This window comes from Streptomyces sp. NPDC090445, assembly GCF_044769385.1.
Classification (GTDB): Bacteria; Actinomycetota; Actinomycetes; order Streptomycetales; family Streptomycetaceae; genus Streptomyces.
Window position 1 is genome coordinate 362,242 of sequence record NZ_JBIVXV010000002.1, and the last position, 25,752, is coordinate 387,993.

Annotated in this window: 24 protein-coding genes and 1 other RNA gene; 11 read left to right on the top strand and 14 right to left on the bottom strand. The window is 73.9% G+C overall.

The features are described 5' to 3' along the window. Positions 1-99 precede the first annotated feature (99 nt). Positions 100-870 carry an SDR family oxidoreductase gene (locus tag ACIQUT_RS06320; RefSeq protein WP_403560032.1) on the bottom strand — a complete coding sequence of 257 codons (771 nt, stop codon included), beginning with the start codon at positions 868-870 and terminating at the stop codon, positions 100-102. A 109-nt stretch (positions 871-979) separates the two neighbouring features. On the opposite strand from ACIQUT_RS06320, the gene ACIQUT_RS06325 reads away from it, so the two are divergent. Both ACIQUT_RS06325 and ACIQUT_RS06330 read left to right on the top strand, forming a co-directional pair. Beyond that, complete coding sequence (locus ACIQUT_RS06325) at positions 980-2,374, top strand: multidrug effflux MFS transporter (protein WP_403560034.1); 1,395 nt, start codon at positions 980-982, stop codon at positions 2,372-2,374. Between the two features lie 32 nt (positions 2,375-2,406). Next, complete coding sequence (locus ACIQUT_RS06330) at positions 2,407-3,417, top strand: small ribosomal subunit Rsm22 family protein (RefSeq protein ID WP_403560036.1); 1,011 nt, start codon at positions 2,407-2,409, stop codon at positions 3,415-3,417. Positions 3,418-3,446: 29 nt separating this feature from the next. On the opposite strand, the gene ddaH is transcribed toward ACIQUT_RS06330, so the two are convergent. Continuing rightward, positions 3,447-4,277: a dimethylargininase gene (gene ddaH / locus ACIQUT_RS06335; protein WP_403560038.1), complete on the bottom strand. Its 831-nt coding sequence runs from the start codon at positions 4,275-4,277 to the stop codon at positions 3,447-3,449. Positions 4,278-4,386: 109 nt separating this feature from the next. On the opposite strand from ddaH, the gene ACIQUT_RS06340 reads away from it, so the two are divergent. Continuing rightward, on the top strand, positions 4,387-5,004 hold the full coding sequence (locus tag ACIQUT_RS06340; RefSeq protein ID WP_403560040.1) for a TetR/AcrR family transcriptional regulator: 618 nt from the start codon (positions 4,387-4,389) through the stop codon (positions 5,002-5,004). A 214-nt stretch (positions 5,005-5,218) separates the two neighbouring features. Continuing rightward, positions 5,219-5,956 carry a bifunctional DNA primase/polymerase gene (locus ACIQUT_RS06345; RefSeq protein WP_403560042.1) on the top strand — a complete coding sequence of 246 codons (738 nt, stop codon included), beginning with the start codon at positions 5,219-5,221 and terminating at the stop codon, positions 5,954-5,956. A gap of 223 nt (positions 5,957-6,179) precedes the next feature. On the opposite strand, the gene yaaA is transcribed toward ACIQUT_RS06345, so the two are convergent. Beyond that, on the bottom strand, positions 6,180-6,980 hold the full coding sequence (gene yaaA, locus ACIQUT_RS06350; protein ID WP_403560044.1) for a peroxide stress protein YaaA: 801 nt from the start codon (positions 6,978-6,980) through the stop codon (positions 6,180-6,182). A 164-nt stretch (positions 6,981-7,144) separates the two neighbouring features. Here yaaA and ACIQUT_RS06355 point away from each other — a divergent pair, with 164 nt between their 5' ends. Then, positions 7,145-8,599, top strand: coding sequence for a ribonuclease catalytic domain-containing protein (locus ACIQUT_RS06355; RefSeq protein ID WP_403560046.1), 1,455 nt, complete (start codon positions 7,145-7,147; stop codon positions 8,597-8,599). Here the strand turns inward: ACIQUT_RS06355 and ACIQUT_RS06360 are convergent. After that, positions 8,586-9,437: a hypothetical protein gene (locus tag ACIQUT_RS06360; RefSeq protein ID WP_403560048.1), complete on the bottom strand. Its 852-nt coding sequence runs from the start codon at positions 9,435-9,437 to the stop codon at positions 8,586-8,588. The genes ACIQUT_RS06355 and ACIQUT_RS06360 overlap by 14 nt on opposite strands. After that, positions 9,434-10,186, bottom strand: coding sequence for a MerR family transcriptional regulator (locus tag ACIQUT_RS06365; protein WP_403560049.1), 753 nt, complete (start codon positions 10,184-10,186; stop codon positions 9,434-9,436). Before ACIQUT_RS06365 ends, ACIQUT_RS06360 begins: the two co-directional genes overlap by 4 nt. A 76-nt stretch (positions 10,187-10,262) precedes the next feature. Here ACIQUT_RS06365 and rnpB point away from each other — a divergent pair. Next, positions 10,263-10,662, top strand: an RNA gene (rnpB, locus tag ACIQUT_RS06370) — RNase P RNA component class A. Positions 10,663-10,743: 81 nt separating this feature from the next. Here rnpB and ACIQUT_RS06375 read toward each other — a convergent pair. Continuing rightward, positions 10,744-11,037 carry a DUF6087 family protein gene (locus ACIQUT_RS06375; RefSeq protein ID WP_403560051.1) on the bottom strand — a complete coding sequence of 98 codons (294 nt, stop codon included), beginning with the start codon at positions 11,035-11,037 and terminating at the stop codon, positions 10,744-10,746. A 341-nt stretch (positions 11,038-11,378) separates the two neighbouring features. On the opposite strand from ACIQUT_RS06375, the gene ACIQUT_RS06380 reads away from it, so the two are divergent. Both ACIQUT_RS06380 and ACIQUT_RS06385 read left to right on the top strand, forming a co-directional pair. Further along, positions 11,379-12,236 carry an XRE family transcriptional regulator gene (locus ACIQUT_RS06380; RefSeq protein WP_403560053.1) on the top strand — a complete coding sequence of 286 codons (858 nt, stop codon included), beginning with the start codon at positions 11,379-11,381 and terminating at the stop codon, positions 12,234-12,236. Beyond that, positions 12,221-12,751 (top strand): GNAT family N-acetyltransferase, encoded by a 531-nt coding sequence (locus ACIQUT_RS06385; RefSeq protein ID WP_403560055.1) that lies wholly within the window; start codon positions 12,221-12,223, stop codon positions 12,749-12,751. The genes ACIQUT_RS06380 and ACIQUT_RS06385 overlap by 16 nt, the downstream gene beginning before the upstream one ends. A gap of 26 nt (positions 12,752-12,777) precedes the next feature. On the opposite strand, the gene ACIQUT_RS06390 is transcribed toward ACIQUT_RS06385, so the two are convergent. Genes ACIQUT_RS06390 through ACIQUT_RS06400 form a run of 3 tightly spaced genes read right to left on the bottom strand, consistent with a single transcriptional unit; the run spans position 12,778 to position 15,619 of the window. Next, positions 12,778-14,022, bottom strand: a complete 1,245-nt coding sequence (locus ACIQUT_RS06390; protein WP_403560057.1) for a bifunctional RNase H/acid phosphatase — start codon at positions 14,020-14,022, stop codon at positions 12,778-12,780. Then, positions 14,022-14,765 carry a zinc ribbon domain-containing protein gene (locus ACIQUT_RS06395; RefSeq protein ID WP_403560602.1) on the bottom strand — a complete coding sequence of 248 codons (744 nt, stop codon included), beginning with the start codon at positions 14,763-14,765 and terminating at the stop codon, positions 14,022-14,024. Before ACIQUT_RS06395 ends, ACIQUT_RS06390 begins: the two co-directional genes overlap by 1 nt. After that, positions 14,762-15,619 carry a Nif3-like dinuclear metal center hexameric protein gene (locus ACIQUT_RS06400; RefSeq protein ID WP_403560059.1) on the bottom strand — a complete coding sequence of 286 codons (858 nt, stop codon included), beginning with the start codon at positions 15,617-15,619 and terminating at the stop codon, positions 14,762-14,764. The genes ACIQUT_RS06395 and ACIQUT_RS06400 overlap by 4 nt, the downstream gene beginning before the upstream one ends. A gap of 288 nt (positions 15,620-15,907) precedes the next feature. Here ACIQUT_RS06400 and ACIQUT_RS06405 point away from each other — a divergent pair, with 288 nt between their 5' ends. Then, positions 15,908-17,113, top strand: coding sequence for a hypothetical protein (locus ACIQUT_RS06405; protein ID WP_403560061.1), 1,206 nt, complete (start codon positions 15,908-15,910; stop codon positions 17,111-17,113). 109 nt (positions 17,114-17,222) lie between these two features. On the opposite strand, the gene ACIQUT_RS06410 is transcribed toward ACIQUT_RS06405, so the two are convergent. The 3 genes from ACIQUT_RS06410 to ACIQUT_RS06420 form a co-directional block, all read right to left on the bottom strand. After that, positions 17,223-18,164, bottom strand: coding sequence for a 3-oxoacyl-ACP reductase (locus ACIQUT_RS06410; protein WP_403560063.1), 942 nt, complete (start codon positions 18,162-18,164; stop codon positions 17,223-17,225). Positions 18,165-18,178: 14 nt separating this feature from the next. Beyond that, complete coding sequence (locus ACIQUT_RS06415) at positions 18,179-19,258, bottom strand: Zn-dependent alcohol dehydrogenase (RefSeq protein ID WP_403560065.1); 1,080 nt, start codon at positions 19,256-19,258, stop codon at positions 18,179-18,181. A gap of 123 nt (positions 19,259-19,381) precedes the next feature. Further along, positions 19,382-20,236, bottom strand: coding sequence for a MaoC/PaaZ C-terminal domain-containing protein (locus tag ACIQUT_RS06420; RefSeq protein WP_403560604.1), 855 nt, complete (start codon positions 20,234-20,236; stop codon positions 19,382-19,384). Between the two features lie 288 nt (positions 20,237-20,524). On the opposite strand from ACIQUT_RS06420, the gene ACIQUT_RS06425 reads away from it, so the two are divergent. Further along, complete coding sequence (locus ACIQUT_RS06425) at positions 20,525-20,887, top strand: DNA-binding response regulator (protein WP_385675333.1); 363 nt, start codon at positions 20,525-20,527, stop codon at positions 20,885-20,887. A gap of 84 nt (positions 20,888-20,971) precedes the next feature. Here the strand turns inward: ACIQUT_RS06425 and ACIQUT_RS06430 are convergent, their stop codons facing one another. Then, positions 20,972-22,165: a thiolase C-terminal domain-containing protein gene (locus ACIQUT_RS06430; protein WP_403560067.1), complete on the bottom strand. Its 1,194-nt coding sequence runs from the start codon at positions 22,163-22,165 to the stop codon at positions 20,972-20,974. A 21-nt stretch (positions 22,166-22,186) separates the two neighbouring features. Next, positions 22,187-24,385, bottom strand: coding sequence for an acyl-CoA dehydrogenase family protein (locus tag ACIQUT_RS06435; RefSeq protein WP_403560069.1), 2,199 nt, complete (start codon positions 24,383-24,385; stop codon positions 22,187-22,189). Between the two features lie 257 nt (positions 24,386-24,642). On the opposite strand from ACIQUT_RS06435, the gene ACIQUT_RS06440 reads away from it, so the two are divergent. Beyond that, entirely contained in the window at positions 24,643-25,716 is a 1,074-nt protein-coding gene (locus tag ACIQUT_RS06440) for a polyprenyl synthetase family protein (protein WP_403560070.1), read from the top strand. Positions 25,717-25,752 lie beyond the last annotated feature (36 nt).

Sequence of the window (25,752 nt, forward strand, 5' to 3'; positions counted from 1 at the left end):
CCGCCCGGCCGGCGTTCGCCCGGCCAGGGGCGCGGGGAACCGCGCGATCAACCCCCCCCGGGGCCCGCACCCGGGCACGTGTCGGCGGAAGCCCACCGCTCAACCGCGCCCGATGTACGGCATCGCGGTCGCCATCACCGTCGCGAACTGCACGTTCGCGTCCAGCGGCAGCTCCGCCATGTGCACCACGGTCCGGGCGACGTCGGCCGCGTCCATCACCGGCTCCACCGCCAGCTGCCCGTTGGCCTGGAGGATCCCCTGCTGCATCCGCTCGGTCATGTCGGTGGCCGCGTTGCCGATGTCGATCTGGCCGCAGGCGATCCGGTACGGGCGCCCGTCCAGCGACAGCGACTTGGTCAGGCCCGTCACCGCGTGCTTGGTCGCGGTGTAGGCGATCGAGTGCGGCCGCGGCACGTGGGCGGAGATGGAGCCGTTGTTGATGATCCGGCCGCCCTGCGGGTCCTGCTCCTTCATCTGCCGGAACGCCGCCTGCGCGCACAGGAAGGCCCCGGTGAGGTTGACGTCGACCACGGAGCGCCAGGCCTCGTGGGGGAGGTCCTCCAGCGGGACGCCGCTCGGGCCGAAGGTGCCCGCGTTGTTGAACAGCAGGTCGAGGCGGCCGTACCGGTCGCGCACCGCCGCGAAGAGGGCGGCCACGTCGTCCGGTTCGCTCACGTCCGCCCGTACGCACAGCACGTCCGCGCCGGGTCCGGCCGCCTCGGCGGCCCCGGCCGTCTCCCGGAGCGGTTCGATGCGGCGGCCGGCGGCGGCCACCGTCCAGCCGGCGGCGGCGAGGGCCAGGGCGACGGAACGGCCGATGCCGGAGCCGGCCCCGGTGACGACGGCGGTCTTGTTCCCACTTGCGTCCATGGGCCCGCAGGGTACGTCACATGCCGCGGGCGTCCACGGACGTTCCGCCGGCTGAGAACATGGGGCGGTCAGGGGTGTGAAAAGACGACGAAAGAGACAGGAGTCCCGCATGCCGGAGACAGGCCCTGCGACGGCCGCTTCGCACGAGCCGTCGGCCCCGACGCCCTCCGTTCCACCGCCCGCCCCCGCCCCCGCTTCTGCCTCCGCCTCTGCCTCCGCCTCCGCCTCCGCCTCCGCTTCTGCCTCCGCCTCCGCCTCCGCGCCGCAGACGACCGCCGCGCGCCGCACCGGACTGCTCATCGTCCTCGTGCTCGGCGGCCTCAGCGCGCTCCCGCCGCTGTCCATGGACATGTACCTGCCGGCCCTGCCGCAGGTCACCTCCGCCCTGTCCAGCCCGGCCGCCACCGTCCAGCTCACCCTCACCGCCTGCCTCGCCGGCATGGCGGCGGGCCAGCTCGTGATCGGCCCGATGAGCGACAAGTGGGGGCGCCGCCGCCCCCTCCTGGCCGGCATGGTCCTCTACGTCCTCGCCACCGCCGTCTGCGCCCTCGCCCCCAGCACCGAACTCCTCATCGGCTTCCGCCTCCTCCAGGGCCTGGCCGGAGCCGCCGGGATCGTCATCGCCCGCGCCGTCGTCCGCGACCTGTACGACGGCGTCGAGATGGCCCGCTTCTTCTCCACGCTGATGCTCGTCTCCGGCGCCGCGCCCATCGTGGCCCCGCTGATCGGCGCCCAGGTGCTCCTGTTCGCCGACTGGCGCGGGATCTTCGTCGTCCTCGCCGCCGTCGGACTCGCCCTGACCCTGGTGGCCTGGCGCAGCCTCGCCGAGACCCTGCCGCCCGACCGCCGGCACACCGGCGGCATGGGCCACGCGCTGCGCACCATGCGCGGGCTGCTCGCCGACCGCGTCTTCGCCGGCTACACCCTCGCCGGCGGCTTCGCCTTCGCCACCCTCTTCTCCTACATATCCGCCTCACCCTTCGTGGTGCAGGAGATATACGGAGCCTCCGCGCAGACGTTCAGCCTGCTGTTCGGCCTCAACGCGGTCGGCCTGATCGCCGCCGGGCAGATCAACGGCAAGCTGCTGGTCGGCCGGGTCAGCCTGGACAAGGTGCTGGCGGGCGGACTCACCGTCGTCACCGCCGCCTCCGTCGCCCTGCTGCTGATGGCCACCGGGGTGTTCGGGCCGGCCGGCCTCGTCCCGGTCGCCGCCGCGCTGTTCGTGCTGGTGTCGGCGCTCGGCCTGGTGCTGCCCAACACCAACGCGCTGGCCCTGATGCGCACCCCGCACGCGGCCGGATCGGCCTCGGCCCTGCTCGGCACCGCCTCCTTCCTCGTCGGCGCAGTCGCCTCACCGCTGGTCGGGATCGCCGGCGAGGACACGGCCGTGCCGATGGCGGTGGTCCAGGTCGTGTGCGCGTTGCTCGCCCTGGCCTGCTTCCTGGGCATGGGCCGCCCGTGGCAGCACCGGGAGCCGGCGGCCTCCGCGGCGGCCGACGCGTGAGGCCGGCCCCCGGCGCGCCGTAAACTTCGCAGGTGAACGCCTCCGCCCCCACCACCGCCGAAGCCCTCCGGTCCGCACTGGCCGGGCTGCTCGACGGACTCCCGCCGAAGCAGGCCGCGGCCGCCGTCGAGCGGCTCATCGCCAACTACCGGGGGCACACGCCCACCGACGCGCCCGTCCTGCGCGACCGCTCCGACGTGGCGGCGTACGCGGCGTACCGGATGCCGGCCACCTTCGAGGCCGTACGGGGCGCCCTCTCCGGACTCGCCGAGGCGGCACCGCAGTGGGCCCCGGCCTCGCACGTGGACGTGGGCGGCGGCACCGGCGCGGCGACCTGGGCGGTCGACGCCACCTGGGACGGCCCCCGCACCACCACCGTCCTCGACTGGGCGGAGCCCGCCCTCGCCCTCGGCCGGGAACTGGCCGGGGCCTCCGGCTCGCCCGTGCTGCGCTCCGCCGAGTGGCGGCGGGCCGTCATCGGCGCCGGGATCACCCTGCCCGAGGCCGACCTCGTGACCGTGTCGTACGTACTGAACGAGCTCACGCCCGAGGCCCGCCGGGCCGTGGTCGCCGAGGCCGCCCGGGCCGGACAGGCCGTGGTCCTGATCGAGCCCGGCACCCCCGACGGGTACCTGCGCATCCGCGAGGCCAGGGACCAGCTGATCGAGGCCGGGCTGCAGGTCGCCGCACCCTGCCCGCACGACGGGACCTGCCCGATCGAGGTCGGGCAGGACTGGTGCCACTTCTCGGCCCGGGTCAGCCGCTCCTCCCTGCACCGGCAGGTCAAGGGCGGCTCGCTGGCGTACGAGGACGAGAAGTTCAGCTACGTGGCAGCGACCCGGTTCCCGGTGGAGCCGGTCCCCTCCCGGATCACGCGCAAGCCGCAGATCCGGAAGGGGCTCGTCCTGCTGGACCTGTGCGGCCCGCAGGACGAGGGGCTGACCCGGTCCACCGTGACCAAGCGCCACGGCGACCTGTACAAGGCGGCCCGGGACGCGGAGTGGGGCGAGCAGTGGCCCCCGGCCGACCCCACGGCCCCGTAACCCCGTGACCCCGTAGCTCGCGGCTGCCGCTACATCCGCAGCTCCTGCGTACAGCACTTCACGCTGCCGCCGCCCTTGAGCAGCTCCCCCAGGTCCATCGGGACCGGCTCGAACCCGCGGTCGCGCAGGGGCTCCAGCAGCCCGGTCGCCGCCTGCGGCAGCAGCACGTGGCGGCCGTCGGACACCGCGTTCAGGCCGAGCGCCGCCGCGTCCCGGTCGTCGGCGAGCAGCGCGTCCGGGAACAGCCGCCGCAGCACGGCCCGGCTGCCCGGCGAGAACGCCTCCGGGTGGTACATCACCTCGTCGCCATCCAGCACGCACAGCGCGGTGTCCAGGTGGTAGTAGCGCGGATCCACCAGGTCCAGGCCGATCACCGGGCGGCCGAAGAACTCCTGGGCCTCGTCGGCCGAGAGCGGGCTGGAGCGGAAGCCGCGCCCGGCCAGGATCCAGCTGGCGGTCACGGCGAAGTCGCCCTCGCCCTCGTTGACGTGCGAGGGCTCGTGGACGTCCCGGAAGCCGTGGGAGCGGAACCAGTCGAGGTGGATCTCCGCCTCGGCGGCACGCTCCGGGTGCGCGAACCGGGCGCCGAGCACCCGGCCGTCGATGACGAGCGCGCCGTTGGCGGCGAACACCATGTCGGGCAGCCCCGGGTCCGGTTCGAGCGTCTCGACGGTGTGGCCGAGCGAGAGGTAGCGGTCCCTGAGGTCTTCCCACTGCGCGTGGGCCAGGGGCAGGTCCACCGGTTTCGTGGGATCCATCCACGGATTGATGGAGTACGTGACCTTGAAGTGTGCCGGTGGGCACATCAGGTAGCGCCGGGGTGTGGCGTCTCTGCGCAAAGAAGGCTCCTCACGACTCACGGACTTGTGGAGAGAATCGTCTCTCCCCCGGGGGAACCGCGCAGTGAACTGTCCGGGTGGTTTGCGGAATGACTCAAAGACGAGACGTTTCGGTTGGTAATTTGTCCGAATGACCAGCAAGAACCCCGACGCGAAGGCCCCCGACGCCAGCCGCCGCAGCGACCGCTCACGGCGAGCCATCCTCGACGCGGCACTCGCCCTCGTCGGGGAGGTCGGCTACAACAAGCTGACCATCGAGGCGATCGCCGCCCGCGCAGGCGTCGGCAAGCAGACGATCTACCGCTGGTGGCCGTCGAAAGCCGCCGTCCTGCTCGACGCCTCCCTCGCCCTCGCCGGAGACCCCGAGACCGAAGGCGGCTGGACCGGCTTCCCCGACACCGGGGACCTCGCCGCCGACCTGAAGTCCGTACTGCGGGCCACCGTCGACGAGTTCAACGACGAGAAGTACGCCGCCCCCGCACGCGCCCTCACCGCCGCCGGAGCCACCGACCCCGAACTCGGCGCCCGCTTCACCGAACGGCTCCTGGAACCGCAGCTCGCCCTCTACGAGGCACGGCTGCGCAGCGCCCAGGAAACCGGCCGGCTCGCCGCCGACGTTGACCTCCGCCTGACCGTGGAAATGCTGGTCGGACCGCTCACCTACCGCTGGCTCCTGCGCACCGCACCGCTCACCCACGCCTACGCCGACGCCCTGGTCGACGCAGTCCTGTCCGGCCTCCGGACCTGACGGGTGGCGAAGGTCACCGCAGCCCCGGCAAGACGCCCACCAGCGGAAACAATCACCCCATTTCCCGCCCCAAATGGGGATATTCCTTCCGTTCGGCTGCCGTTCGCACAGAGTTCACCCCCACCCCCCGGTCGGGGAGAGCGGTCATCCGGACCTCAGGATGGTGGGACGATGTGAGGGTCTGCCGGTGGCCAACGGTGAGGTGAGGGGATAGATGGGGTCCGAGTCCGGCCGCGTCAAACGCGGCGAGCAAAGCAGGATTTCGCAATGGCTGCGCCGACGCCCGAAACCCTCACCCGAAGACCCCGCCCGGGTACGCGAGACACTCCTGCTGTCCGTCGCCGCCGCCGGCCTGCCGCTCGCCCCCGCCGCCCACCCCACCGGCTACCGCTGCTCCTGTGACCGCATCGGCTGCCCCACCCCCGCGCGGCACCCCCTCTCCTTCGCCTGGCAGACCCAGTCGACCACCGACCGCGCCCAGATCGAACGCTGGGCCCGCAACCAGCCCCAGGCCAACTTCATCACCGCGACCGGCATGCTCCACGACGTCCTCGACGTCCCCCTCGAAGCCGGAACCCGCGCACTGAGCCGCCTCCTCGCGGCGGGGGTCGACGTCGGCCCCGTCGCCGAATCCGGCGGCACCGGCGACCAGGCCCGCATGCTCTTCTTCACCGCCACGCGCGGCACCCCCGAAGACGAAGACGAGTGGTGGCCCTGCGCACTGGACTGCCACCCCGAGACCATGGACGAGCACCCCGGGCTGCGGTGGCACTGCCGGGGCAGCTACGTGCTGGTGCCGCCGGCGGTGCTGCCGGGTGGGCATGCGGTGACGTGGATCCGCGGCATGGAGCACGCCCTGCCGGATCCCCTCACCCTGCTGGAAGCCCTCACGGACGCCTGCGCCGCACACGCCGGCTCCACCGAAGCCACCCCCTGGCCCCTCCACCACTGACCCGCCGCCGCCGTCGACGCCACCGCCCCGCTGCGCGGAGCCTCTCCCCAGCCCGCCCCTTCCCGAAGCTGGGGGCTCCGCGCCTCAAACGCCGGCGAGGCTGGAACATCCGGCCCGCGCGGCGTTTGAGCGCACCGGGTCCGGGCGGAGCCCGGTTTCGGGAAGGGGCGGGGTGGGGAAACGGCTCCGCGCAGCGGGAGCGGCGGGCGCCCGGAACGGGCGGTCAGTGGATGTGGGTGACGATCACGTCGAGGGACCACGGCTTGCCCGGCTTCGCAGAAGCCTCAACCTCCACGGCGTATCCCAGATCCCGCAGCGCGGTCACCAGGTCCCCCGGCCCGGCCGGGACGGCCCCGGCGACCAGCAAATCCCGCACCATCCGCCCCTTCGTCGCCTTGTTGAAGTGGCTCACCACGGACCGCTTCTCGACCCCGTCGACGACCTGCGCATGCAGCACCCGCACCGTCGCCGTCCGCCCCGCGACCTCCCCCTTCGGCTTCCAGGCGGCCGCGTACGCCGCCGACCGCAGGTCGAGGACGAGCCCGTCGCCGGCGGCTTCAGGCATGGCCTCCGCCATCGGCGCCCGCCAGTACGCCCCCAGTGCGCCGAGCCCGGGCAGCTTGACGCCCATCGAGCAGCGGTAGGAGGGGATCGCGTCGGTCACCCGGACCGCGCCCCACAGCCCGGAGAACACCAGCAGGGACTGCTCGGCCAGGGCCCGCGCCCCGTCCGGCAGGTCGGCCAGGCCGAGGGCGTCGTACAGTACGCCGGTGTAGATCTCCCCGGCCGGCCGGGCGGCGGCGGACCGCAGCGAGGCGTTCTTGGCGACTTCGCCGCGCAGTCCCTCGCTGAGCCCCAGTACCTCGCGCGCCTTCGGCTCGTCGGCCGAGCACAGCTCGACCAGCTCGTCCAGGACGGCTGCCCGGGCCCCGGCCAGTCCGGGCAGGGAGAGCCCTTCGGGGCGCAGGGGTGCGCCGGAGCCGCCGGCGGCCTTTCCTTCGGACGGCGGCAGCAGCACGAGCACGGTGATTCTCCTTTTTCGCTTCGAGCGCGGGGGTGCGGCCCCGACATGCCAGCCTAAGCGCTCCGCGGGAGGGGTTGTGATGGGCCGGCGATCGTCTGCGGGGCGCTGCCCCGCCCGGTCCCGTTCGCCGCGCCGGTCCGGGGCCACCGGCCTACGCTCGGGGCATGCCCCGTCACATCGTGCACATGTCCGATGCGGCCGCGGCCGCCCTCCGCGCGGCCCTGAAGCAACTCCGGACGGAGCTGGAGGTTCCCCCGGGCTTCCCCGCGCCCGTGCTCGCGGCGGCCGATGCCGCCGCGGCTGCGCCCCGCCTGCCGGACGAGGACGCGACCCACCTGCCGTTCTTCACGATCGACCCGCCGGCTTCGCAGGACCTCGACCAGGCCATGTACCTGGAGCGTCGGTCTGGCGGCGGTTTCCGCGTCCACTACGCGATCGCCGACGTGGCCGCGTTCGTCACGCCCGGCGGCGCCTTGGACGCGGAGGCCCACGAGCGGGTCGAGACGCTGTACTTCCCCGACGGCAAGGTGGCCCTGCACCCGCCCGTGATCTCGGAGGGCGCGGCCAGCCTGCTGCCGGACCGGACGGTCCCCGCCCTGCTGTGGCGGCACGACCTCGACGCCGACGGCCAGGTCACGCATTCCCATGTGGGCCGGGCCCTGGTCCGCAGCCGGGCCAAGCTGAACTACGCGGGCGTGCAGCAGGCCGTCGACGCGGGGACGGCCGAGGAGCCGGTCGCCCTGCTGCGCGACATCGGCATGCTGCGGGAGGCCGTGGAGGTCGCGCGCGGCGGCATCTCGGTGTCCCTGCCGGACCAGGAGGTGACCCTGGAGGAGGGATCGTTCCGGCTGAGCTACCGGGCCGCGCTGCCCGTGGAGGGCTGGAACGAGCAGGTCTCCCTCATGACCGGGATGGCCGCGGCCCGGATGATGCTGGACAGCGGTACGGGAATCCTGCGGACGCAGAAGACGGCCAAGCCCGATGTGGTGACGCGGGTGCGGGCGATCGCCGAGGTCCTCGGCATCGACTGGCCGCACCACGTCTCGTACGCCGACCTGGTCCGCCGCCTCGATCCGCGGGAACAGAAGCACGCGGCGTTCCTCAGCGAGGCCACCGCCATGCTGCTCAGGGCGGAGTACACGCCCTTCCGCGACCACCGCGTCCCGGAGCACACGGTCCACGCGGCGATCGCGGCCCCGTACACGCACTGCACGGCTCCGCTGCGCCGTCTGATCGACCGGTACACCGGTGAGCTGTGCGTGGCCGCCTGCGCGGGCCAGGCCCCGCCGGACTGGGTGCTGACCGCCCTGTACGGCCTGCCGTGCGACATGGCGCGGGGCAAGGGGGGCAGGGCGGACCGGCGTTCCGTGGACCTGGCGGAGGCGGCGGTGCTCATGAACCGGGTGGGCGAGGTGTTCGACGCCGCGGTCATCAACACGGACGCGGAGTCCGGCCGGCCGCAGGACGGCATGCTGCACCTGGCGGACCCCGCCGTGCTGGGCAGGGTCAAAGCCGGGGCCGGGACCGACCTCAAGCTGGGCGCGAGCGTCCGGGCCACGCTCCAGCGGGCGGACCCCGGACACCCCGGGGAGGACAAGGTCCTCTTCAGCCTGCCGTAGCGGACTCCCGGCCGGCGTCCCGGACCGCGGCGACGACCGCGGCCGGGTCGTCGGCGTGGAAGCGCAGGCCGGTGGCCTCGCCGCAGGCGCCCAGCGGCCGGACGAAGGGCAGCGGCCGGGCGAGTTCCACGGTGACCGTGGTCTGGCTGCCGACGATCAGGTCCAGCACCCCGTCCTCCCCGAGCTGCACCAGGCGGCCCTCGGGGTAGCGCCGGTCCACCCGGATCGAGGCGATCGCGTCCGCGGGGACCTCCAGGTCGAACAGGGCGCCGTAGCGCAGCCGCAGGGATCCGTCGCCGCGGACGATGTGCGGCCGGGTCACGCACGCCGCGTGCAGGGCGAGGACCAGCAGCACCCCGTACACGTCGATGACCAGCAGCGCCCGGTGCACGGCCGGCCACGGGATGACGAGGGCCAGCACGACGGTCTCGACGACGGACACGAACAGGAAGCCGTACATCATGGCGGTCTGGGGCCCGGTGTAGCAGCCGGCGAGGTCCCCGTCCCCCACCCCGTGCGGCGGGCGGCGCAGCACCCACCGCACGAGCGAGGCCAGAGCCCGCAGCTCGTGCACCAGCAGCCGGCGCACCTGCACGGGCACCACGGCCCGCACGGCCTCCCGCAGGGCCGGGCCGCGCCCTGCACCCCGGGCGCGCCCGGCGGCGTACAGGCCGCGCAGCACCCACACCTCCAGCACGAGCACGCCGAACACCGCCGCCTCGGCGGCGACCGCCGCCCACGGCGGGATCCGCATCCCGGCCGCCAGACACAGCACGAGCAGCAGCTCGCCCGGTATCACCGCGGCCGCCGCCCTCCGCGCCGCACGCAGCCCGCTCATCCCCGTCCCCTCTCCACGAACGCCTCCATCACCCGGCGGACCACCTCGGCCTGCGCGGGTTCGTACTCGGCCAGCAGGGCCTCCTTGAAGCCCGCGGCCACCGGGCCGCCGCCGGCCGGGATCGCCGCGAACACCTCGTCCGGCACGGCCGCCACCAGGTCCTCGGCGAGCTGCGGGATCCGGGGGTCGTCGGCGGCCGCACCGTGCAGGGCGTCGAGCCGCTCGTACAGGGCGAGTACGGCCGGGTCCGCGGCCAGCGGCCCGACCGCCGCGTACAGCGCCTCGCCGCCGCCGGTCGCGTCGAGCAGCTCCAGGTGCTCCCGGTCCTTGCGGGCCGTCGGCGACCCGGTCTCCGGCGCCTTCGCCAGCAGCGCGGCCAGGCCCGGCGAGAGCGCCCCGCCCGGTGCGTCCTCCCCGGGGCCGGGCTGCGTCGCGGCGAGCAGCGCCGCGAGCCGCTCCCTGCGCGCCCGGATCTCCGCCTCCTGCCGGGCCAGGTCCGCGTCCAGCTCTTCGAGTACGTCGGCCAGGTCGCGGCCGGCGTCGTCGCCGAGCACGTCCCGGACCTCGTCCAGGCTCAGCCCGAGCTCGGTGAGCCGGCGGACGCGGGCCAGCAGGACGGCGTCCCGCACCGTGTAGGCGCGGTAGCCGTTGGGCAGCCGCTCCGGCTCCGGGAGCAGTCCGACATGGTGGTAGTGCCGGATCGCCCGGGTGGTGAGCCCGACGATCGCGGCGATCTCTCCGATCCGCATGGAGCCAGTAGAAACCTTGACGCTGCGGCAAGGTCAAGCGGCGGCGCGGCGGCGGGTAGCATGGTCGTTCGCAGAACAACGCCGGCGGACGGCCGCGTCGGGGCTCCGGCCCCGCCGAGGAACGTCCGGGCTCCACAGGGCAGGGTGGTGGGTAACGCCCACCCGGGGTGACCCGCGGGACAGTGCCACAGAAAACAGACCGCCGGGGGCTTCGGCTCCCGGTAAGGGTGAAACGGTGGTGTAAGAGACCACCAGCGCCTGGGGTGACCCAGGCGGCTAGGTAAACCCCACTCGGAGCAAGGTCAAGAGGAGTCGTCTCCGGACGGCTCTGCGCGGACGATCGAGGGCTGCCCGCCCGAGTTCGCGGGTAGACCGCACGAGGCCGGTGGCAACACCGGTCCTAGATGGATGGCCGTCTCCCCGGCGACCGCGAGGTCACCGGGTGACAGAACCCGGCGTACAGCCGGCGTTGTTCTGCACCGGATTCGGTTCGGGCCCCGCACACAGCACGTGTGCGGGGCCCGAGCCGTTCCGAGCCGGAACCGGAACCTGACACCTCAGGGCTTGCGGTGCCTGCCGGTACCCGGGGCGAGCGGCTGCCTCCCCTCGCCCGGAGGCGAGGCCGGGGTGTTGCCGGCTTCGGGATACAAGATGCGCTGGGCGTCCGCGAGGCCGGCCGCGCAGGCGTGGGGCTCCCAGGCATGCCCGTTCCAGCGCTCGATGACGCGCGGCGCGTCGGGATTGAGGTGCGCCCCCTTCGGACCGTCGCCCGGGACGACCGGTACGGCCCGGAGCCGGCCGATCTTCGCATCCCGGCGCTCCACCCACTCCGACAGCGGTTCGTCGTCCATCCTGCTGATCCTCGCATCGGGGACAGTCCGCCCGGCAGGCTACCGCCCGCCACCACCCCACCGGGGCAGGATCGCGCGGACGGTCACGCGAGAAGGTGCTCCCAACGCAGTGCCGGGTTGTCGCCGATCGAGTAGGTGTGGGCTCGGTTGGTGATCCGGAGCTGTACGGCGGTGATGTCGGGCCTGCCCATGTCCTGCCACGCAGTGAGTGCCCGCTCGACGTCATCCCACAGGGCTACGGGACCACCTTGACGGACGGTCCAGCCGTTGTCCTCGGCGAGGAACTCGGCGAAGGACTCACGCTCCGGATCGAAGAGATACAGAAGAGATACAAGAGCAGAGTGCCGTCGCTCGTCGCGGCACGGACGAGCTGGGCGCCGGGGGCAGCCAGCTGGGCGAGGAAGGCGGGCATCCACTGGTCCAGCAAGAAAAACGCCGGCGAGCAGGTACGCCGGGCGCTGTTCGCCCTGGCAGCCGAGTACACCACCATTGCGGCCCGGTCGTGCATCGATGTGCGCCGGCTCAACCGCGCCCAGAGCTACCTGCACGAGTCCACGACGTACGCCGGCCTCTCCCAGGACGGACCCACGGCGATGCGCGTGTGGGTCAACCAGTCCATGGTTGCCTACCAGCGCAAAAACTGGCCCGACGCCCTCGCTGCCGCGCGGGCGGCCCAGGCGTCAAGTGCGGCTCGACGAGATCCGTTCTTCGGCTCACTCGGTCGGGTTCGCGTTGCCCTGTCGTACGCCGCCATGGGAGATCAGCGGTCCGCTCTGCGGTTTCCCGGAGCCGCGCAAGAGGCGCTGTCCAAAGCACCTGAAGAACTGCGGCCTCGATGGACTGCGTTCTACGGACCGGCGGAGCTGGACCACTTGGCTGCGACCGTGCACGGCCGCAGCAGGCCCGAAGAGGCTGAGGCCATGGCGCATCGCGCCCTGCCGAAGATCCCATCGGCCTTTCGACGGAACCGGGCCCTCGCCACCGCGCAGCTTGCCCTTGCCCAACTTCGCCAGGAAGAAATCGAACAGGCAACGACCACCGCGGGCGAGATTTTCGCGATCATGGATGGGACGCCGCTGCCGGGCCGTATGCGGACGCTGATCGGCGACTTCCATCGCGAGTTGTTCGTCCTGGCGCCCACTGCCATCTACACGCAAGAGTGGTCTGACCGCACGCGAACCGAATGGAGCCGAGCGTGAATGACGTGCGCCACTTTCAGCACGGAGACCTCCCCAAGGGCTTCAGGCAACTGCTCATCGACGTTCATGCCGACGCGTACGCGGATCAAATGGATGATCCCTTTCATCAGAGGTTCCCGTGGTTCGTGGACCACTGGTCCGCGAGGGAGGGCTTCTCGTGCGTCGTTGCCCACGACGGGGACGAACCTGTGGGATGTGCCTATGGCGCCCCGCTCCAGCCGGGTAGGGAATGGTGGCGGTCCACCGGCTACCAGTCGAACAACGGCTACACGGCCACCTTCGCGGTGTCCGAGGTCATGGTCCGGCCGCGACGGCGCAAGCAGGGCTACTCGGCAGGTCTGCACGACGCCCTTCTGATGGAGCGCGCGGAGGATCTGGCCGTCCTGCTGGTGGACGTTGCGCACCCGAAGGTGCAGGCCCTGTACGAATCCTGGGGCTACACCAAGGTAGGCGAACAGCGTCCCTTCGCGGACTCCCCGCTCTACGCGGTGATGCTGAAGGAGCTGCGGGGCTGAACGCGAGGCGCCCCGCAGCCCAGCGGCTAGCGCAGGTGGGATGTGTCGTTCAGGAGGCGGACCGAGGCGTTGCCGTCGGCGTAGTACGCGACCGCCGTGAGGGAGGCCGCGGAGAGCTCCATCCGGAACAGGGCTTCCGGCGGGGCGCCGAGGGCCAACCGGACGAGGATCTTCACCGGGGTCACGTGGGTGACCAGCAGCACCGTGCGGCCCGCGTGTGCGGCCAGGAGCCGGTCGCGGGTGGCGGAGATCCGGCGGGTGGCGGCCGCGAAGCTCTCGCCGCCGCCGGTCGGGGCGGCCTTCGGGGAGTCCAGCCAGGCCTGGAGGTCCTCGGGGAACCGCTCCTGCACCTCGGCGAAGGTCAGGCCCTCCCATGCGCCGAAATCCACCTCGCGCAGGCCCTGTTCGACGGTCACGTCGAGGCCGAGGCGGTCGGCCACGGTCTGCGCGGTCTCGCGGCAGCGGCGCAGCGGGGAGCTGACGACGGTCTGGATGGTGCCGCGCGCGGCGAGCGCCTCGGCCACGGCGTGGGCCTGGCGGCGGCCTGCCGGGGAGAGTTCGGGGTCGCTGCCGCCGCTTCCGGAGAAGCGCTTCTGCGGGGTGAGGGCGGTCTCGCCGTGGCGGAGCAGGACGAACGTGGCCGGCGGGCCCAGGTCCGGGCCCCAGCCCTGGGTTCCGCCCTTGGAGGGCCCGGGAGACGAGCCTGCGGCCGGTGCCGGTGTCGTCGCGGAGAGGGCCGCGCGGACCGCGGCGGCGCCGGCCGCCGCGTCCCCGGGCGGGCCCGACGGCGGCGGGGTGGCCAGGGCGCGGGCGGCGGAGGCGTCGAGGGCGGCGGTGGAGGCCGACGGCTCCCACTGCCGGCCCTGCCGGCCGGCGTCCATCGCCTCGTTGGCGAGCCGGTCGGCGTGCTTGTTCTGCTCGCGCGGGATCCACTCGTACCCGACCTGCGCACGCGGCAGGATCCGGGCGGCCTCCGCCGCGAGCGGCTTCATGTCCGGGTGCTTGATCTTCCAGCGGCCCGACATCTGCTCGACGACGAGCTTGGAGTCCATCCGGACCTCGACCTGTGCGTCGGGGTCCAGTTCGCGGGCGGCCGTGAGGCCGGCGATGAGTCCCTTGTACTCGGCCACGTTGTTCGTGGCGACGCCGATGTACTCGGCGCGTTCCGCCAGCGTCTCGCCCGTCGCCGGGTCGAGGACGACAGCGCCGTAGCCGGCGGGCCCCGGGTTGCCCCGGGAACCGCCGTCCGCCTCCACGACCAGCCGCGGCATCAGATGCCCGAGTCCGCCGTACGGACCAGGATGCGGCCGCAGGAGTCGTGCCGGACCACCTGGTTGGCGGCCGCGGCCTTGATCTCGTTGATCTCGGACATGTCGAGCTCCAGGCGGCAGCCCTCGCAGCGGCGCTGGTAGAGGCGGGCCGCGCCGACGCCGCCCTGCTTCAGGCGGATCTTCTCGTACAGGGCCATCAGGTCGGCCGGCATGGACGCGACGACGATCTCGCGGTCCTTGGTGGCCTTCGCCGCCTCGGCGTCGAGTTCGCCGGTGGCCGCGTCGCGGCGGGCGGTGGCGTCGGCCAGCTTGGCCTCCAGGGCGGAGACGCGCTCGGTGTTCTCGGTGACCCGCTCCTGGGCGGCCTCCAGACGCTCCATCACCTCCAGGACGACGTCCTCCAGGTCGGCCTGGCGCTTGGCGAGGGAGACGACCTCGCTCTGCAGGTTCGACAGGTCGCGGGCCGAGATGCCGACGCCGGAGTCCAGCCGCTGCTGGTCGCGGGCCGCGCGCTGGCGGACCTGGTCGACGTCCTGCTCCGCCTTGGTCTGCTCGCGGGCGGCGTCGCTCGCCTGCGTCTGCGCCGCCACGAGCAGGTCGCGCTGCTGGCTCAGGTCCTTGGTCAGGGAGTCGACCTCGGCGTGCTCGGGCAGCGACGCACGCTTGTGGGCGAGCTGGGACAGCCGCAGGTCCAGCGCCTGGACGTCGAGGAGTCGGATCTGGTCGGCGGGCTCGGCGTTCAGTTGGGGGCTCCAGGGGTAGTCGGGGAGTCGGCGGACGGCGCGTGCGCCGTCCAGGGGTCGGTGACGGTGCGCGAGACATGGGTGCGCAGGCCCCAGCCGTGGCGCTCCGAGATGGCGTCGAGCTGGGCCGCGGCCTGCTCGCACCAGGGCCACTCGGTGGCCCAGTGGGCGGCGTCGACGAGGGCGAGCGGGCTCTGCTCGCGGGCCTCGGAGGCCGGGTGGTGGCGCAGGTCCGCGGTGACGAAGGCGTCCACGCCGGCCTCCCGGACCTGCGCGAACAGGCTGTCGCCGGAGCCGCCGGAGACGGCGACCCGACGGATCGTCATGTCCGGGTCGCCGGCGACGCGGATGCCCTGCGCGGTGCGCGGCAGCCGGGCGGCGGCGCGGGCGGCGAACTCGCGCAGCGTCTCGGGGTGGTCGAGTTCGCAGATCCGGCCGAGGCCGCGGCGGCCCTCGGGGTCGGTCGGGTCGGGCACGAGCGGGCCGGTGACGCGCAGGTCGAGGGCGCCGGCGAGGGCGTCGGAGACACCCGGGTCGGCGGTGTCGGCGTTGGTGTGGGCGACGTGCAGCGCGATGTCGTTCTTGATGAGCGTGTGCACGGCGCGGCCCTTGAAGGTGCCGGCCGACACCGTGGTGGTGCCGCGCAGGTAGAGGGGGTGGTGGGTGACGAGCAGGTCGGCGCCCAGCTTCACCGCCTCGTCGACGACCTCCTGTACCGGGTCGACGGCGAACAGGACCCGGGTGACCTCGGCGTCGGGGTCGCCGCAGACGGTTCCGACCGCGTCCCACTGCTCGGCCCGCGAGGGGGGCCAGAGAGCGTCCAGCGCGGCGATGACTTCAGAGAGACGTGGCACAGGCCAAGGCTACCGTCCGTGCGGGACGGCGGGAGTCGCCCGGCCCGCGCCCCCGGCCGCACCCCGGCCGCACCCCGGCCCGTGCCCCGGACCGCCCGGGCCCCGCCCCCGCCCGCACCCCCGGTCGGCTCTGCCGCACGGGTACCCCACGGGCGCCCGTACAGGCACACGCTCCTCCTCGACCTCAGCAGAACCGCCGGGTGGCCACCCGTACGTGTGAAGCACCGGGGGTCGCGTTGTCCGCCCGGAATCTCGAAAACTAGCTTCCTCACCGGAGGTGACGCACGGATGACTGTCTGTGCCATCGAGATCACGACGGCTGCCCCGTTCACCATCGCCGCGGACGGGTCGTACGCTGCCAGGCTGGCCGGCGCCGGCGAGGCGCGCTACCCGGAGCGCTGGACCCTCGCGGGCCCCGAGCCGTACGCGGTGCCGCTGCCGCTGGCCCAGCCCGAGGAGGCGGACAGCGAGGTCCTGCCGCTGGCCGACGGGCGGGTGCTGATCCACCGCCGGGTCGCGCGGCGGCACGCCTTCGCCCTGCTGTACCCGACCGGCAGCACCAGGGCCGGCTGGCGGACCGGGGAGCTCCCGCTGGGCTCGGTGGAGCCCGCCGGGGAGGGCGTACGGGTGTCCCTGCTGCCCCCGTCCCCGGACGGGCTGGGCGCCTTCGCCCTGGCCGCCTCGGACACCGAGACCACCGTCTGGCGGGTGGCCGGGGGCCCGTTCGGGCAGGCCGCGAGGATCCCGGGCCGGTGCACGGGCGGCGTCTGGCTGGACCGCGGCGGCCGGATGCTGGCCCTGGACCGGGAACAGGGCGGCATCGTCAAGGCCGTCGCCGTGGACCTGGGCGGGGGCGGCGCGGCCTCCCCGCTGCTGCAGATCGCGGACGGCAGCAACGACCGGCTGCTGCTGGCCGACCCCGACAGCGGGCTGCTGCTGATCCGCTCGGACGCCCCGGGCACGTCCCGCCTGGGCTGGGGCGTCCTGGGCAGCTCCCTGCCGGTGCGTTTCCCGGACTGCCTGCGCGGCGAGGCCGGGGTCCCGTTTGCGGTCCAGCCGGGGCAGGCCCTGATGCCGGAGACCTGCGCGGTCGCGCTCCGGCTGGAGGACGGCGGCCTCGGCCTGTGGCGGCCCGCCGACCGGCGCGTCTTCCGCCTTCCCGCGCCCGCCGGCTGGCTCGGCACCGGGCTGTGGAGCCCCGAGGGCCGGCTGCACCTGCCGTACTCCACCCCCGAGGTGCCCTGCGGGATCGCCGGGCTGGCCATGCCGGTGGCGGCGGCGCCGGCCCCGGTCCAGGTCGACCCGCCGCCGGCAGCCGCGCCCCGCCCGGTCCCGCTGCAGCAGGCACCCCTCCAGCAGGGGCCCGCGCAGCAGACACCGCGGCCGCAGGGGCCCGTACAGCAGGCTCCCGTACAGCAGGTGCCCGTGCAGCAGGTGCCCGTGCAGCAGGTGCCCGTGCAGCAGGTGCCGCTCCCGCAGCCCGCTCGGGTCTGACCACGGGTCCCGCCGAGCGCTCCGCGGGAGGTACTGTGCCGGGCCGGCGATCGGCTGCGGGCCCGTTGTGGCCGGTCGCGCAGTTCCCCGCGCCCCTTCGGGGCGCTGCCTAGCCGCGGGCCAGGCCCAGCACCTCGGGCGCGGCGAAGGTCTCGTCCGCCGGGCGTGCCGCGTAGTGCGGGGTGAGGAGGGCGTCCAGCTCCTCGTACGAGAAGGCCTCCTTGGCGGCGTCGAACTTCGCGGCCACCTTGGGGCGTTCCATCACCGCCACCATCCCGCCGTGCACGACGAACAGCTGCCCGTTGACCCCGGCCGCGGCAGGCGAGGCCAGGTAGCCGACCAGCGGCGAGACGTGCTCGGGGGCGAGCGGGTCGAGCCCGCCGTCCACCGGCTCCCGGAAGCCGGCGAAGACGTCCTCGGTCATCCGGGTACGGGCCCGCGGGCAGATGGCGTTGGCCGTCACCCCGTACTTGGCCAGGGCCGACGCGGTCGAGGTGGTCAGGCCCACGATGCCGCCCTTGGCCGCCGCGTAGTTCGGCTGCCCGGCCGAGCCACCGAGGAAGGCCTCGGAGGAGGTGTTGACGATCCGGCCGTGGACCGGGCCGCCCGCCGCCTTCGACCGCTCGCGCCAGTGCACCGCGGCGAAGCGGGTGGTGTTGAAGTGGCCCTTGAGGTGGACCCGGATCACCGAGTCCCACTCCTCCTCCGACATCGAGAACACCATCCGGTCGCGCAGGATGCCCGCGTTGTTGACCAGGATGTCGAGTTTGCCGAAGCTGCTCACCGCCAGCTCGACGAGCCCGCGCGCCTGCGCGAAGTCGGCGACGTCGCCGCCGTGCGCGACCGCCTGCCCGCCCGCGGCCCGGATCTCCTCGGCCACCTCCTGCGCCGGCCCGGCGGAGGCCTCGCCGGAGCCGTCGCGGCCGGGCCGGCCGAAGTCGTTGACGACCACGCTCGCGCCGAGCCGGGCCAGCTCGACCGCCTCGGCCCGGCCGAGCCCGCGGCCGGCGCCCGTGACGATGGCGGACAGTCCCTCCAGTGGGAGCGTCATGTGCGGGGCTCCTCTCAGATGTCGATGCAGGTGCGCAGGGCGGTCCCCGTGCGCATCTGGTCCAGGGCGTCGTTGATCTCGCCGAGCTGCACCCGGTGCGTGATCAGGCCGGCCAGGTCCACCCGCCCGGCCCGCCACAGGGCGATGGTCCGCTCGTACGACCGCAGCACGTCCCCGCCCCCGTACATCGACGGCAGGATCTTCTTCTCGTCGAAGAACAGCGAGAACATGTTGACCGAGTAGGTGTCGTCGAGGGCGCCCGCGCCGACCACGACGACCGAGCCGCCGCGCCGGGTCATCCCGTACGCGGTCTGCACGGTGGCCGACTTGCCGACGACCTCGAAGACGTAGTCGAAGCCCTCGCCGGCCGTGATCCGGTTCCGGGCGTCGGCGAAGGCCTCCGGCGCCACCGCCTCGGTCGCCCCGAACCGCAGCGCCGCCTCGCGCCGCGACTCCACCGGGTCGACGGCGACGATCTGCGCCGCGCCCTGCACCTTGGCGCCCTGGACGACGGAGATGCCGACGCCGCCGCAGCCGATGACCGCGACCGAGGAGCCGGCCTCCACCCCGGCGGTGTTGATGGCGGCGCCGAGCCCGGTGGTGACGCCGCAGCCGATCAGGGCGGCGATGTCGTACGGCAGGTCGTCGGGGATCTTCACGGCGCAGGCGGCCGGGACGACCATCTCCTCGGCGAAGGTCCCGGTGCCGGCGAAGCCGAAGACGTCCCCGCCGCCCGCGCGGCGGAAGTTCGGGGTGGCGACGTTCCCGAAGGCCTCCAGGCACAGGTGCCCCTGGCCGCGCCGGCAGGCCGGGCAGTGCCCGCACGGCGGCAGCCAGCAGACGAGGACCCGGTCGCCGACGGCATGGGTGGTGACGCCGTCGCCGACGTCGACGACCTCGCCGGAGCCCTCGTGGCCGGGGATGAAAGGGGCGGGCTGCGGCAGGACACCGCTCATCGCGGAGAGGTCGGAGTGGCACAGCCCGGTGGCCCTGATCCGGATCCGGACCTTCCCGGGGCCGAAGCCCGCGGCCTCCATGTCGTCGACGACTTCCAGCTTGTCCTGGCCTATCTCGCTCTGCAGCGCTGCGCGCACGGTGCGGCTCCTTGGCTTCGGGCTTCGCGGGGCTTGGGGCTTCGTGAGGCTTGGGGCTTCGGGGGCTTCGGGGGCTTTCGCTGGGGGCTTCGGGGGCTTCGGGCCGAGCGTTCTTCCCTGCGGTCAGGCGTGCTCGACGACCGTGTCGGCGAGGACCGGCGCGCCGTCCCGTTCCGCGGCGCCGACCTCGACCCGGATCCGGCCCGGCTCCCGCCACATCCGGATCCGCAGGGTCTCGCCGGGGAAGACGATCCCGGCGAAGCGGGTGCGGTAGGCGCGGACCAGGGACACGTCCCCGCCGAGCAGGGTGTCGACGACCGCCTTGAGGGTCATCCCGTACGAGCACAGGCCGTGCAGGATGGGCCGGTCGAAGCCGGCCGTCTTGGCGAACTCGGGGTCGGCGTGGAGCGGGTTCCAGTCGCCCGAGAGCCGGTACAGCAGCGCCTGCTCCTCACGGACGATGCGCTCCTCGACCCGGTCGGGCTCCCGCTCGGGGGTCTCGGAGCGGGCGGAGGGCCCGCGGTCGCCGCCGAAGCCGCCCTCGCCGCGGACGAAGATCTGCGCGTCGCTGGTCCACAGCGGGCCGTCGGCGTCGGCGACCTCGGAGCGCAGCACGATGACCGCGGCCTTGCCCTTGTCGTACACGGCGGCGACCTTGCTGCCGGACCGGGCCCGCCCCTTGACCGGGATGGGCCGGTGCAGCTCGATGGAGTGGCCGCCGTGCAGGACGGCGGCGAGGTTCACGTCGATCCCCGGTGCGGCGAGGCCGCCCAACATGGCCATGCCGGCGCCGGCGACGGTCGCGAAGCTGGGGAGGACGTGGAGCCGGGACTCCAGGGTGTAGCGCAGCTCGTCCGGGTCGGTGGCCGGGATCCCGGCCCCGAGGCCGAGGTGGTAGAGCTGGATGTCCTTGTGGTCCCAGGCGATGTTCTTGAGGCGGGGTTCGGCGGCCAGGGCCCTGGCGGCGTCGATCGGCATGAGGGTGCTGCTCCCTTGTCCGTGGAAGACCTCGGCGCGGTCGTCCGCACCGTCGGCCGCACCGAGGTCGCGTGCGGACCGGTCCGGGACGCTCCGGGACGCTCCGGCCGGCTTCGGGGCCACCGCCCCGGCCGGGCGTTCTAGAACGCGTTCCAGAAACCGGTGAGGGAATGTATAACGCACGCCCCAGCACTTGTGAAGGCTCCTGACGTCACGTCAGATCCTTTCGGGTGAAGCGTCCTGCCCGGTTTCCGGCCGCCCCGCCCCTACCCTGGCCGGGTGGACGAAATGCCCCGCTCGCACCGCCCGTCCCGCTCCCTGCGGGTCCTCCTCTGGCCGCCGGACCCGGCCCTCGCGGTCCTGCTGGGGCTCCAGCCGGACATCGAGGTGGTGTCCTCCCCGCTGGAGCGCCCCGCGGTGGCCGTGGTGGACGACGTCCCGGCGGTGGCCGAGGTGATGGCGGACGACCCCGAGTGCCGCGTCCTGGTCACCACCGGCTCCGCCCACCCCGGCCTGCTGGACGCGGTCCTCGCCTCCGGCGCCTCCGGCCTGGTCCTGCGCGACGGCCCGCCGGACGACCTGGCGGACGCGATCCGCCGGGCGGCGCAGGGCGAGACGGTGGTCGACCCGGCCCTGCGCACCGGCTCCTGAACCGCGCCCCGTCAGGGGGGCGGGGAACTGCGCGAGCAGCCCCCGCCGGCCGGCAGGTCGGGCAGCGCCCGTCCCGCGGAGCGCTCAGGCGTCGCGGCGCAGGAGCGTCACCACCGCCGCCCCGCCCAGGCCGATGTTGTGGGCCAGGCCCACCCGCGCCCCGCCGACCTGGCGGGGGCCGGCCTCGCCGCGCAGCTGCCAGACCAGTTCCGCGGCCTGCGCGAGGCCCGTCGCGCCCAGCGGGTGCCCCTTGGAGATCAGGCCGCCGGACGGGTTGGCCACCCACCGGCCGCCGTACGTCGTCGCCCCGGACTCGACGAGCTTCCCGGACGCGCCGTCCGCACACATGCCGAGCGCCTCGTACGTCAGGAGCTCGTTGACGGAGAAGCAGTCGTGCAGCTCGATCACGTCGACGTCCTCGATGCCGAGGCCGGAGGCCTCGTACGCCTGCCGGGCCGCGGCCGCGCTCATCGGCTTGCCGACGACGTCGATGCAGGAGCCGGAGGCGAAGGACTCCGCGGTGTCCGTCGCCATCGCCTGGCCGACGATCTCCACGGCCCTGGCGTGCAGCCCGTGCCGGACGAGGAACCGCTCCGAGACGACCACCGCCGCCGCGGCCCCGTCCGAGGTCGGCGAGCACTGCAGCCGGGTCAGCGGCGGGTGGATCGGCTTCGCGGCGAGGACCTCCTCGACCGTGTACGCGTCCTGGAACTGGGCGTTCGGATTGTTCGCCGAATGCCGGTGGTTCTTCGCGCCGACCGCCGCGAGCTGCGCGGGGGTGGTCCCGTACCGCTCCATGTGCTCGCGTGCGGCGTTGCCGAAGATCTGGGCCGTGGGCGGGGACACCGCGAAGCCGTGCCGGGCGGCCATGATCCCGTAGTGGCGGGCGACCGGGGAGGCGGCGAGGTCGCCGCCGTCGGCCCCGCCGCCGAGGGCGCCCTTCTTCATCTTCTCGAAGCCGAGCGCGAGCACGCAGTCGGCGAGGCCGCCCGCCACGAACTGCCGGGCCATCATCAGCGCGGTCGCGCCCGTCGCGCAGTTGTTGTTCACGTTGTAGACGGGGACCCCGGTCAGCCCGAGCCCGTACGCGGCCCGCTGGCCGGCCGTGGAGGCCTGGAAGCAGTGGCCCACCGGCACCTGCTCGACCAGTCCGTAGCCGATGCCCGCGTCCGCGAGCGCCGCCTCGCCCGCCTCCTTCGCCATGTCCCAGTACGGCCGGTCACGCGCTCCCGGCTTCTCGAACCGCGTCATGCCGACGCCCACGATGTACGACTTCATACCCTCAACTCCTCTGTCCCTTCAGTCCCTGGGGAGGCCGAGGATCCGCTCGGCGACGACGTTGAGCTGGACCTGGGTGGTGCCGCCGGCGATGGTCAGGCAGCGGGACATCAGCAGCCCGTGGACCGCCCGCTCCCCCGCCCCCTCCCGTACGGCGCCGGCCGGGCCCAGCAGTTCGAGGGCGAGCTCCGCGGTCCGCTGCTGGTGCGGGGTCTGCACGAGCTTGCGCACGGACGCGCCCGCGCCCGGCTCCAGCCCGGACACCTGCCGGAGCGTGGTGCGCAGCCCCATGCAGGCGAGGGCGTGCGCCTCGGCCGCGAGGGCGCCGATGCGGGCGCGGTGGGCTTCGCCGAGTCCGGCGGCCCGGTCGAGGAGGGCTTCGACGCCGGAGGCGAAGGCCAGTTGGTCGGCCATGTGGACGCGCTCGTTGCCGAGGGTGTTGCGGGCGACCTTCCAGCCGTCGCCGGCGGCGCCGACCAGGGCGTCGGCGGGCAGGACGGCGTCGTCGAACCAGACCTCGTTGAAGAGGGCCTCGCCGGTGATCTCCCGCAGCGGGCGCACGTCGATGCCGGGGGTGCGGCGCATGTCGACGACGAAGTAGCCGAGCCCGCGGTGCCTCGGGGCGTCCGGGTCGGTGCGGGCCAGCAGGATCCCGAAGTCGGCGGTGTGCGCGGAACTCGTCCACACCTTCTGTCCGTTGATCCTCCAGGTGCCGTCCTCCTCCGACCGCTCGGCCCTGGTCCGCAGCCCGGCCAGGTCCGAGCCCGCGCCCGGTTCGGAGAAGAGCTGGCACCAGGCGGTGTCCCCGCGCAGCGCGGGCAGCAGGTACCGCTCCCGCTGCCCGGGGGTCCCGTAGGCGAGCAGCGAGGGCACGACCCAGGTGGCGATGCCGAGGTCGGCGAGCCGCACGCCGGCCCGGGCCAGCTCCTGCTGGACGACGAGCTGTTCGACGGGGCCGGCGCCGAGGCCGTACGGGCGCGGCAGGTGCGGGGCCGCGTAGCCGGTCGGCGCCAGCGTGCGGCGGGCCGCGGCCGGGCCCTGGCCCCGCGCGGCCTCTGCGGCGCGGCGGGCGGCGGGCCGGTACGCCTCGGCCTGCTCCGGGAGCTCCAGCCTGAGCTCGCGCCGGACCCCGCGGGACGCCAGCCGCACGGCCCGCAGCCGGTGCTCGTCGCCGGGGCCGAGGAGCTGCCGGGCGACGAGGGCCCGCCGCAGGTGGATGTGCGCGTCGTGCTCCCAGGTGAAGCCGATCCCGCCGAGGATCTGGATGCAGTCCTTGGCGCACGACCAGGCGGCGTCCAGTGCGGTCCCGGCGGCGAGGGCTGCCGCGAGGGAGCGCGGACCGGCGGGCCCGTCCGCGGCCCGGGCGGCGTCCCAGGCGAGGGCCCGGGCCTGCTCCAGGCGGACCAGCATGTCGGCGCACAGGTGCTTGACCGCCTGGAACTGCCCGATGGGCCGGCCGAACTGCACCCGGACCTTCGCGTACGCGGTGGCCGTGTGCAGGGCCCAGGCGGCGGTGCCGCAGGCGTCGGCGGCGAAGAGTGCGCAGGCGAGGTCCCGGACCAGCTCCCCGTCCAGGGCCAGTCGGCGGCCGGGCGGTACGGCGACGGCGCGCGCCCGGACCTCGGCGGTGGGCCGGGTCGGGTCGGCGGCGGCGTGCGGGCGGATCTCCAGGTCGGCGGCGTCCACGGCGTACCAGGAGGCCCCGCCGCCGGTGCCGGCCGCGCCGCCGGAGGCGCCGCCCCCGTCCCCGCCCCCGTCCCCGGCGGCGAGCAGCACCAGGTCGGCCTCCCCGGCGCCGAGGACGGGCGGTGCGAGCCCGTCGAGCAGGTACCCGCCGCCGGGGGCGGGGGCGGCGGTCAGGCCGCCGGGTCCGAGGGCGACGGCCCCGATCCGGGTGCCGTCGGCGAGCGCGCGGGCGAGTCCGGCGGCTCCGGCCCGCTGCAGCAGCACGGAGGCGAGGACGCCGGGCAGGTACGGCCCGGGCACGGCGGCCCGGGCGGCCTCCTCGACCGCGACGGCGAGGTCGAGGAGGGTGCCGCCGTCCAGGTGGGGCGCGAGGAGCCCGGAGGCGGCGAGCGCGTCCCACCAGGCGGGCCGGACCCCGGTCCGGGGCGGGCTGTCGAGGAGCTTGCGGACGTCCTCGGACGGCACGGTCCGGGCCGCCCAGCCGCGTACGGCTTCGGCGAGGTCCCGCTGCTCCTGCGTGATGGCGATGCCCATACGGATCCCTGCCGCCTCTCCACGTCCCCCGGTCGGCGCCGGCCCGGGCGCGAGCGCCCGGCGGTCCCTGAACGCGGGCAGAGTAGAACACGTTTCATTCTGACGGAAGGTCAGATGAGCGGATGCCCGGGCGGCCGAGGCGAACCGGCCACGGCCGAAAAACGCTCTAGCTGACCTCCGCCCCGAATGATCGAATCTGGGGCGTTCACGCCACCCCCTACAATTCGACTCCAGAAGGGAAATCACCCGTGAATTGCATGACGTACGCGGATCTGCACCGCCGGGTATCACTGGACATCGAGGCGGAAATACAGGCCGCCATTGCGGGGCTCGTCCCCGCGTCCGGAGCGGGCACGACGAAGAGCGCGGCCAAGAGCGCGGTCACCAAACTCCTGCGCCATCAAAAGCTGAGGCATCCGCTCTCCGTGCTCCCGATGCTGGTGCACGGAATCGAGACGGGAAATACCGCTCCCGCCGTCCCACTGTCCGCCCTGCACGTGCTGTGGTGGACCTCGGCCTGCTATCTCGACGACCTGGCCGACGCCCACGCCCCGAAGGCCGACCCGCAAGCCGCCCCGCCCCCACCCCCGGCCATCGACCGGAACGAGGGCCTGCTGGCATCCGTCCTCAGCGGCACCGTCCTGCCGCTGCGGATCATCCGGTCACTGCCGGCGCCCACGGCCGTGCACGACCTGCTCACGGCCGAGATCGCCACCGGCTGGGCCGTGGGCACCGAGGGCCAGCTGACCGACATCGACTCCGACCCCGCCCGCGCCACCCCGCAGTCGGTCATCACGGCCTACCGCGGCAAATCCGGCGGACCTTTCTCGATGATCACCGCCATGGCGGCGATATTGGCCGGGTCCGACAGCACGAGAGTGGGGCTCTGGCGCGAGTTCGGGTACGTCTTCGGCATACTCTGGCAAATATTCAACGACCAGGAGGACATCCTCTCCGGCCGCAACGAGGACCTCCTCAACGGGACGGCCACATATCTGCTGACCTGCACCCTGGAGGATTCCCGCGGACCCGGCGCCCGGGAACACCTGCTCGCCCTGAGCGCCGCCGCCCGGAATTCCGGTCCGGCCCGCGCGGAACTCGCCCGGATCCTGCTCTCCCCGGCCGCGCTCCACCGCTACGCCGCGGACCTGGCGGCCTTCCGCGCCGACGCCCATCGCATCCTCGGCGTACTGGGCGGGGACGAGCGGTACCTGCCGGTCCTACGGCATCTCGTGGACCACGCCGGCGCCATGCTCCTCCAGCCGGCCCCGGACCGGGAGCGGGATCCGGAACCCGTCCCGGCCCGTACGGCCTCGGTGCAGCCGGTCTAGCGGTACGCCCGCCCCGTACGCGGCGACCGACCCGTA

Coding starts and splice junctions, on each gene's coding strand:
- ACIQUT_RS06320 (WP_403560032.1), bottom strand. CDS start 870: ATGGACGCAAGTGGGAACAAGACCGCCGTCGTCACCGGGGCCGGCTCC.
- ACIQUT_RS06325 (WP_403560034.1), top strand. CDS start 980: ATGCCGGAGACAGGCCCTGCGACGGCCGCTTCGCACGAGCCGTCGGCC.
- ACIQUT_RS06340 (WP_403560040.1), top strand. CDS start 4,387: ATGACCAGCAAGAACCCCGACGCGAAGGCCCCCGACGCCAGCCGCCGC.
- ACIQUT_RS06345 (WP_403560042.1), top strand. CDS start 5,219: ATGGGGTCCGAGTCCGGCCGCGTCAAACGCGGCGAGCAAAGCAGGATT.
- ACIQUT_RS06355 (WP_403560046.1), top strand. CDS start 7,145: ATGCCCCGTCACATCGTGCACATGTCCGATGCGGCCGCGGCCGCCCTC.
- ACIQUT_RS06360 (WP_403560048.1), bottom strand. CDS start 9,437: ATGAGCGGGCTGCGTGCGGCGCGGAGGGCGGCGGCCGCGGTGATACCG.
- ACIQUT_RS06365 (WP_403560049.1), bottom strand. CDS start 10,186: ATGCGGATCGGAGAGATCGCCGCGATCGTCGGGCTCACCACCCGGGCG.
- ACIQUT_RS06375 (WP_403560051.1), bottom strand. CDS start 11,037: ATGGACGACGAACCGCTGTCGGAGTGGGTGGAGCGCCGGGATGCGAAG.
- ACIQUT_RS06385 (WP_403560055.1), top strand. CDS start 12,221: ATGGAGCCGAGCGTGAATGACGTGCGCCACTTTCAGCACGGAGACCTC.
- ACIQUT_RS06390 (WP_403560057.1), bottom strand. CDS start 14,022: ATGCCGCGGCTGGTCGTGGAGGCGGACGGCGGTTCCCGGGGCAACCCG.
- ACIQUT_RS06405 (WP_403560061.1), top strand. CDS start 15,908: ATGACTGTCTGTGCCATCGAGATCACGACGGCTGCCCCGTTCACCATC.
- ACIQUT_RS06410 (WP_403560063.1), bottom strand. CDS start 18,164: ATGACGCTCCCACTGGAGGGACTGTCCGCCATCGTCACGGGCGCCGGC.
- ACIQUT_RS06420 (WP_403560604.1), bottom strand. CDS start 20,236: ATGCCGATCGACGCCGCCAGGGCCCTGGCCGCCGAACCCCGCCTCAAG.
- ACIQUT_RS06425 (WP_385675333.1), top strand. CDS start 20,525: ATGCCCCGCTCGCACCGCCCGTCCCGCTCCCTGCGGGTCCTCCTCTGG.
- ACIQUT_RS06430 (WP_403560067.1), bottom strand. CDS start 22,165: ATGAAGTCGTACATCGTGGGCGTCGGCATGACGCGGTTCGAGAAGCCG.
- ACIQUT_RS06435 (WP_403560069.1), bottom strand. CDS start 24,385: ATGGGCATCGCCATCACGCAGGAGCAGCGGGACCTCGCCGAAGCCGTA.
- ACIQUT_RS06440 (WP_403560070.1), top strand. CDS start 24,643: ATGACGTACGCGGATCTGCACCGCCGGGTATCACTGGACATCGAGGCG.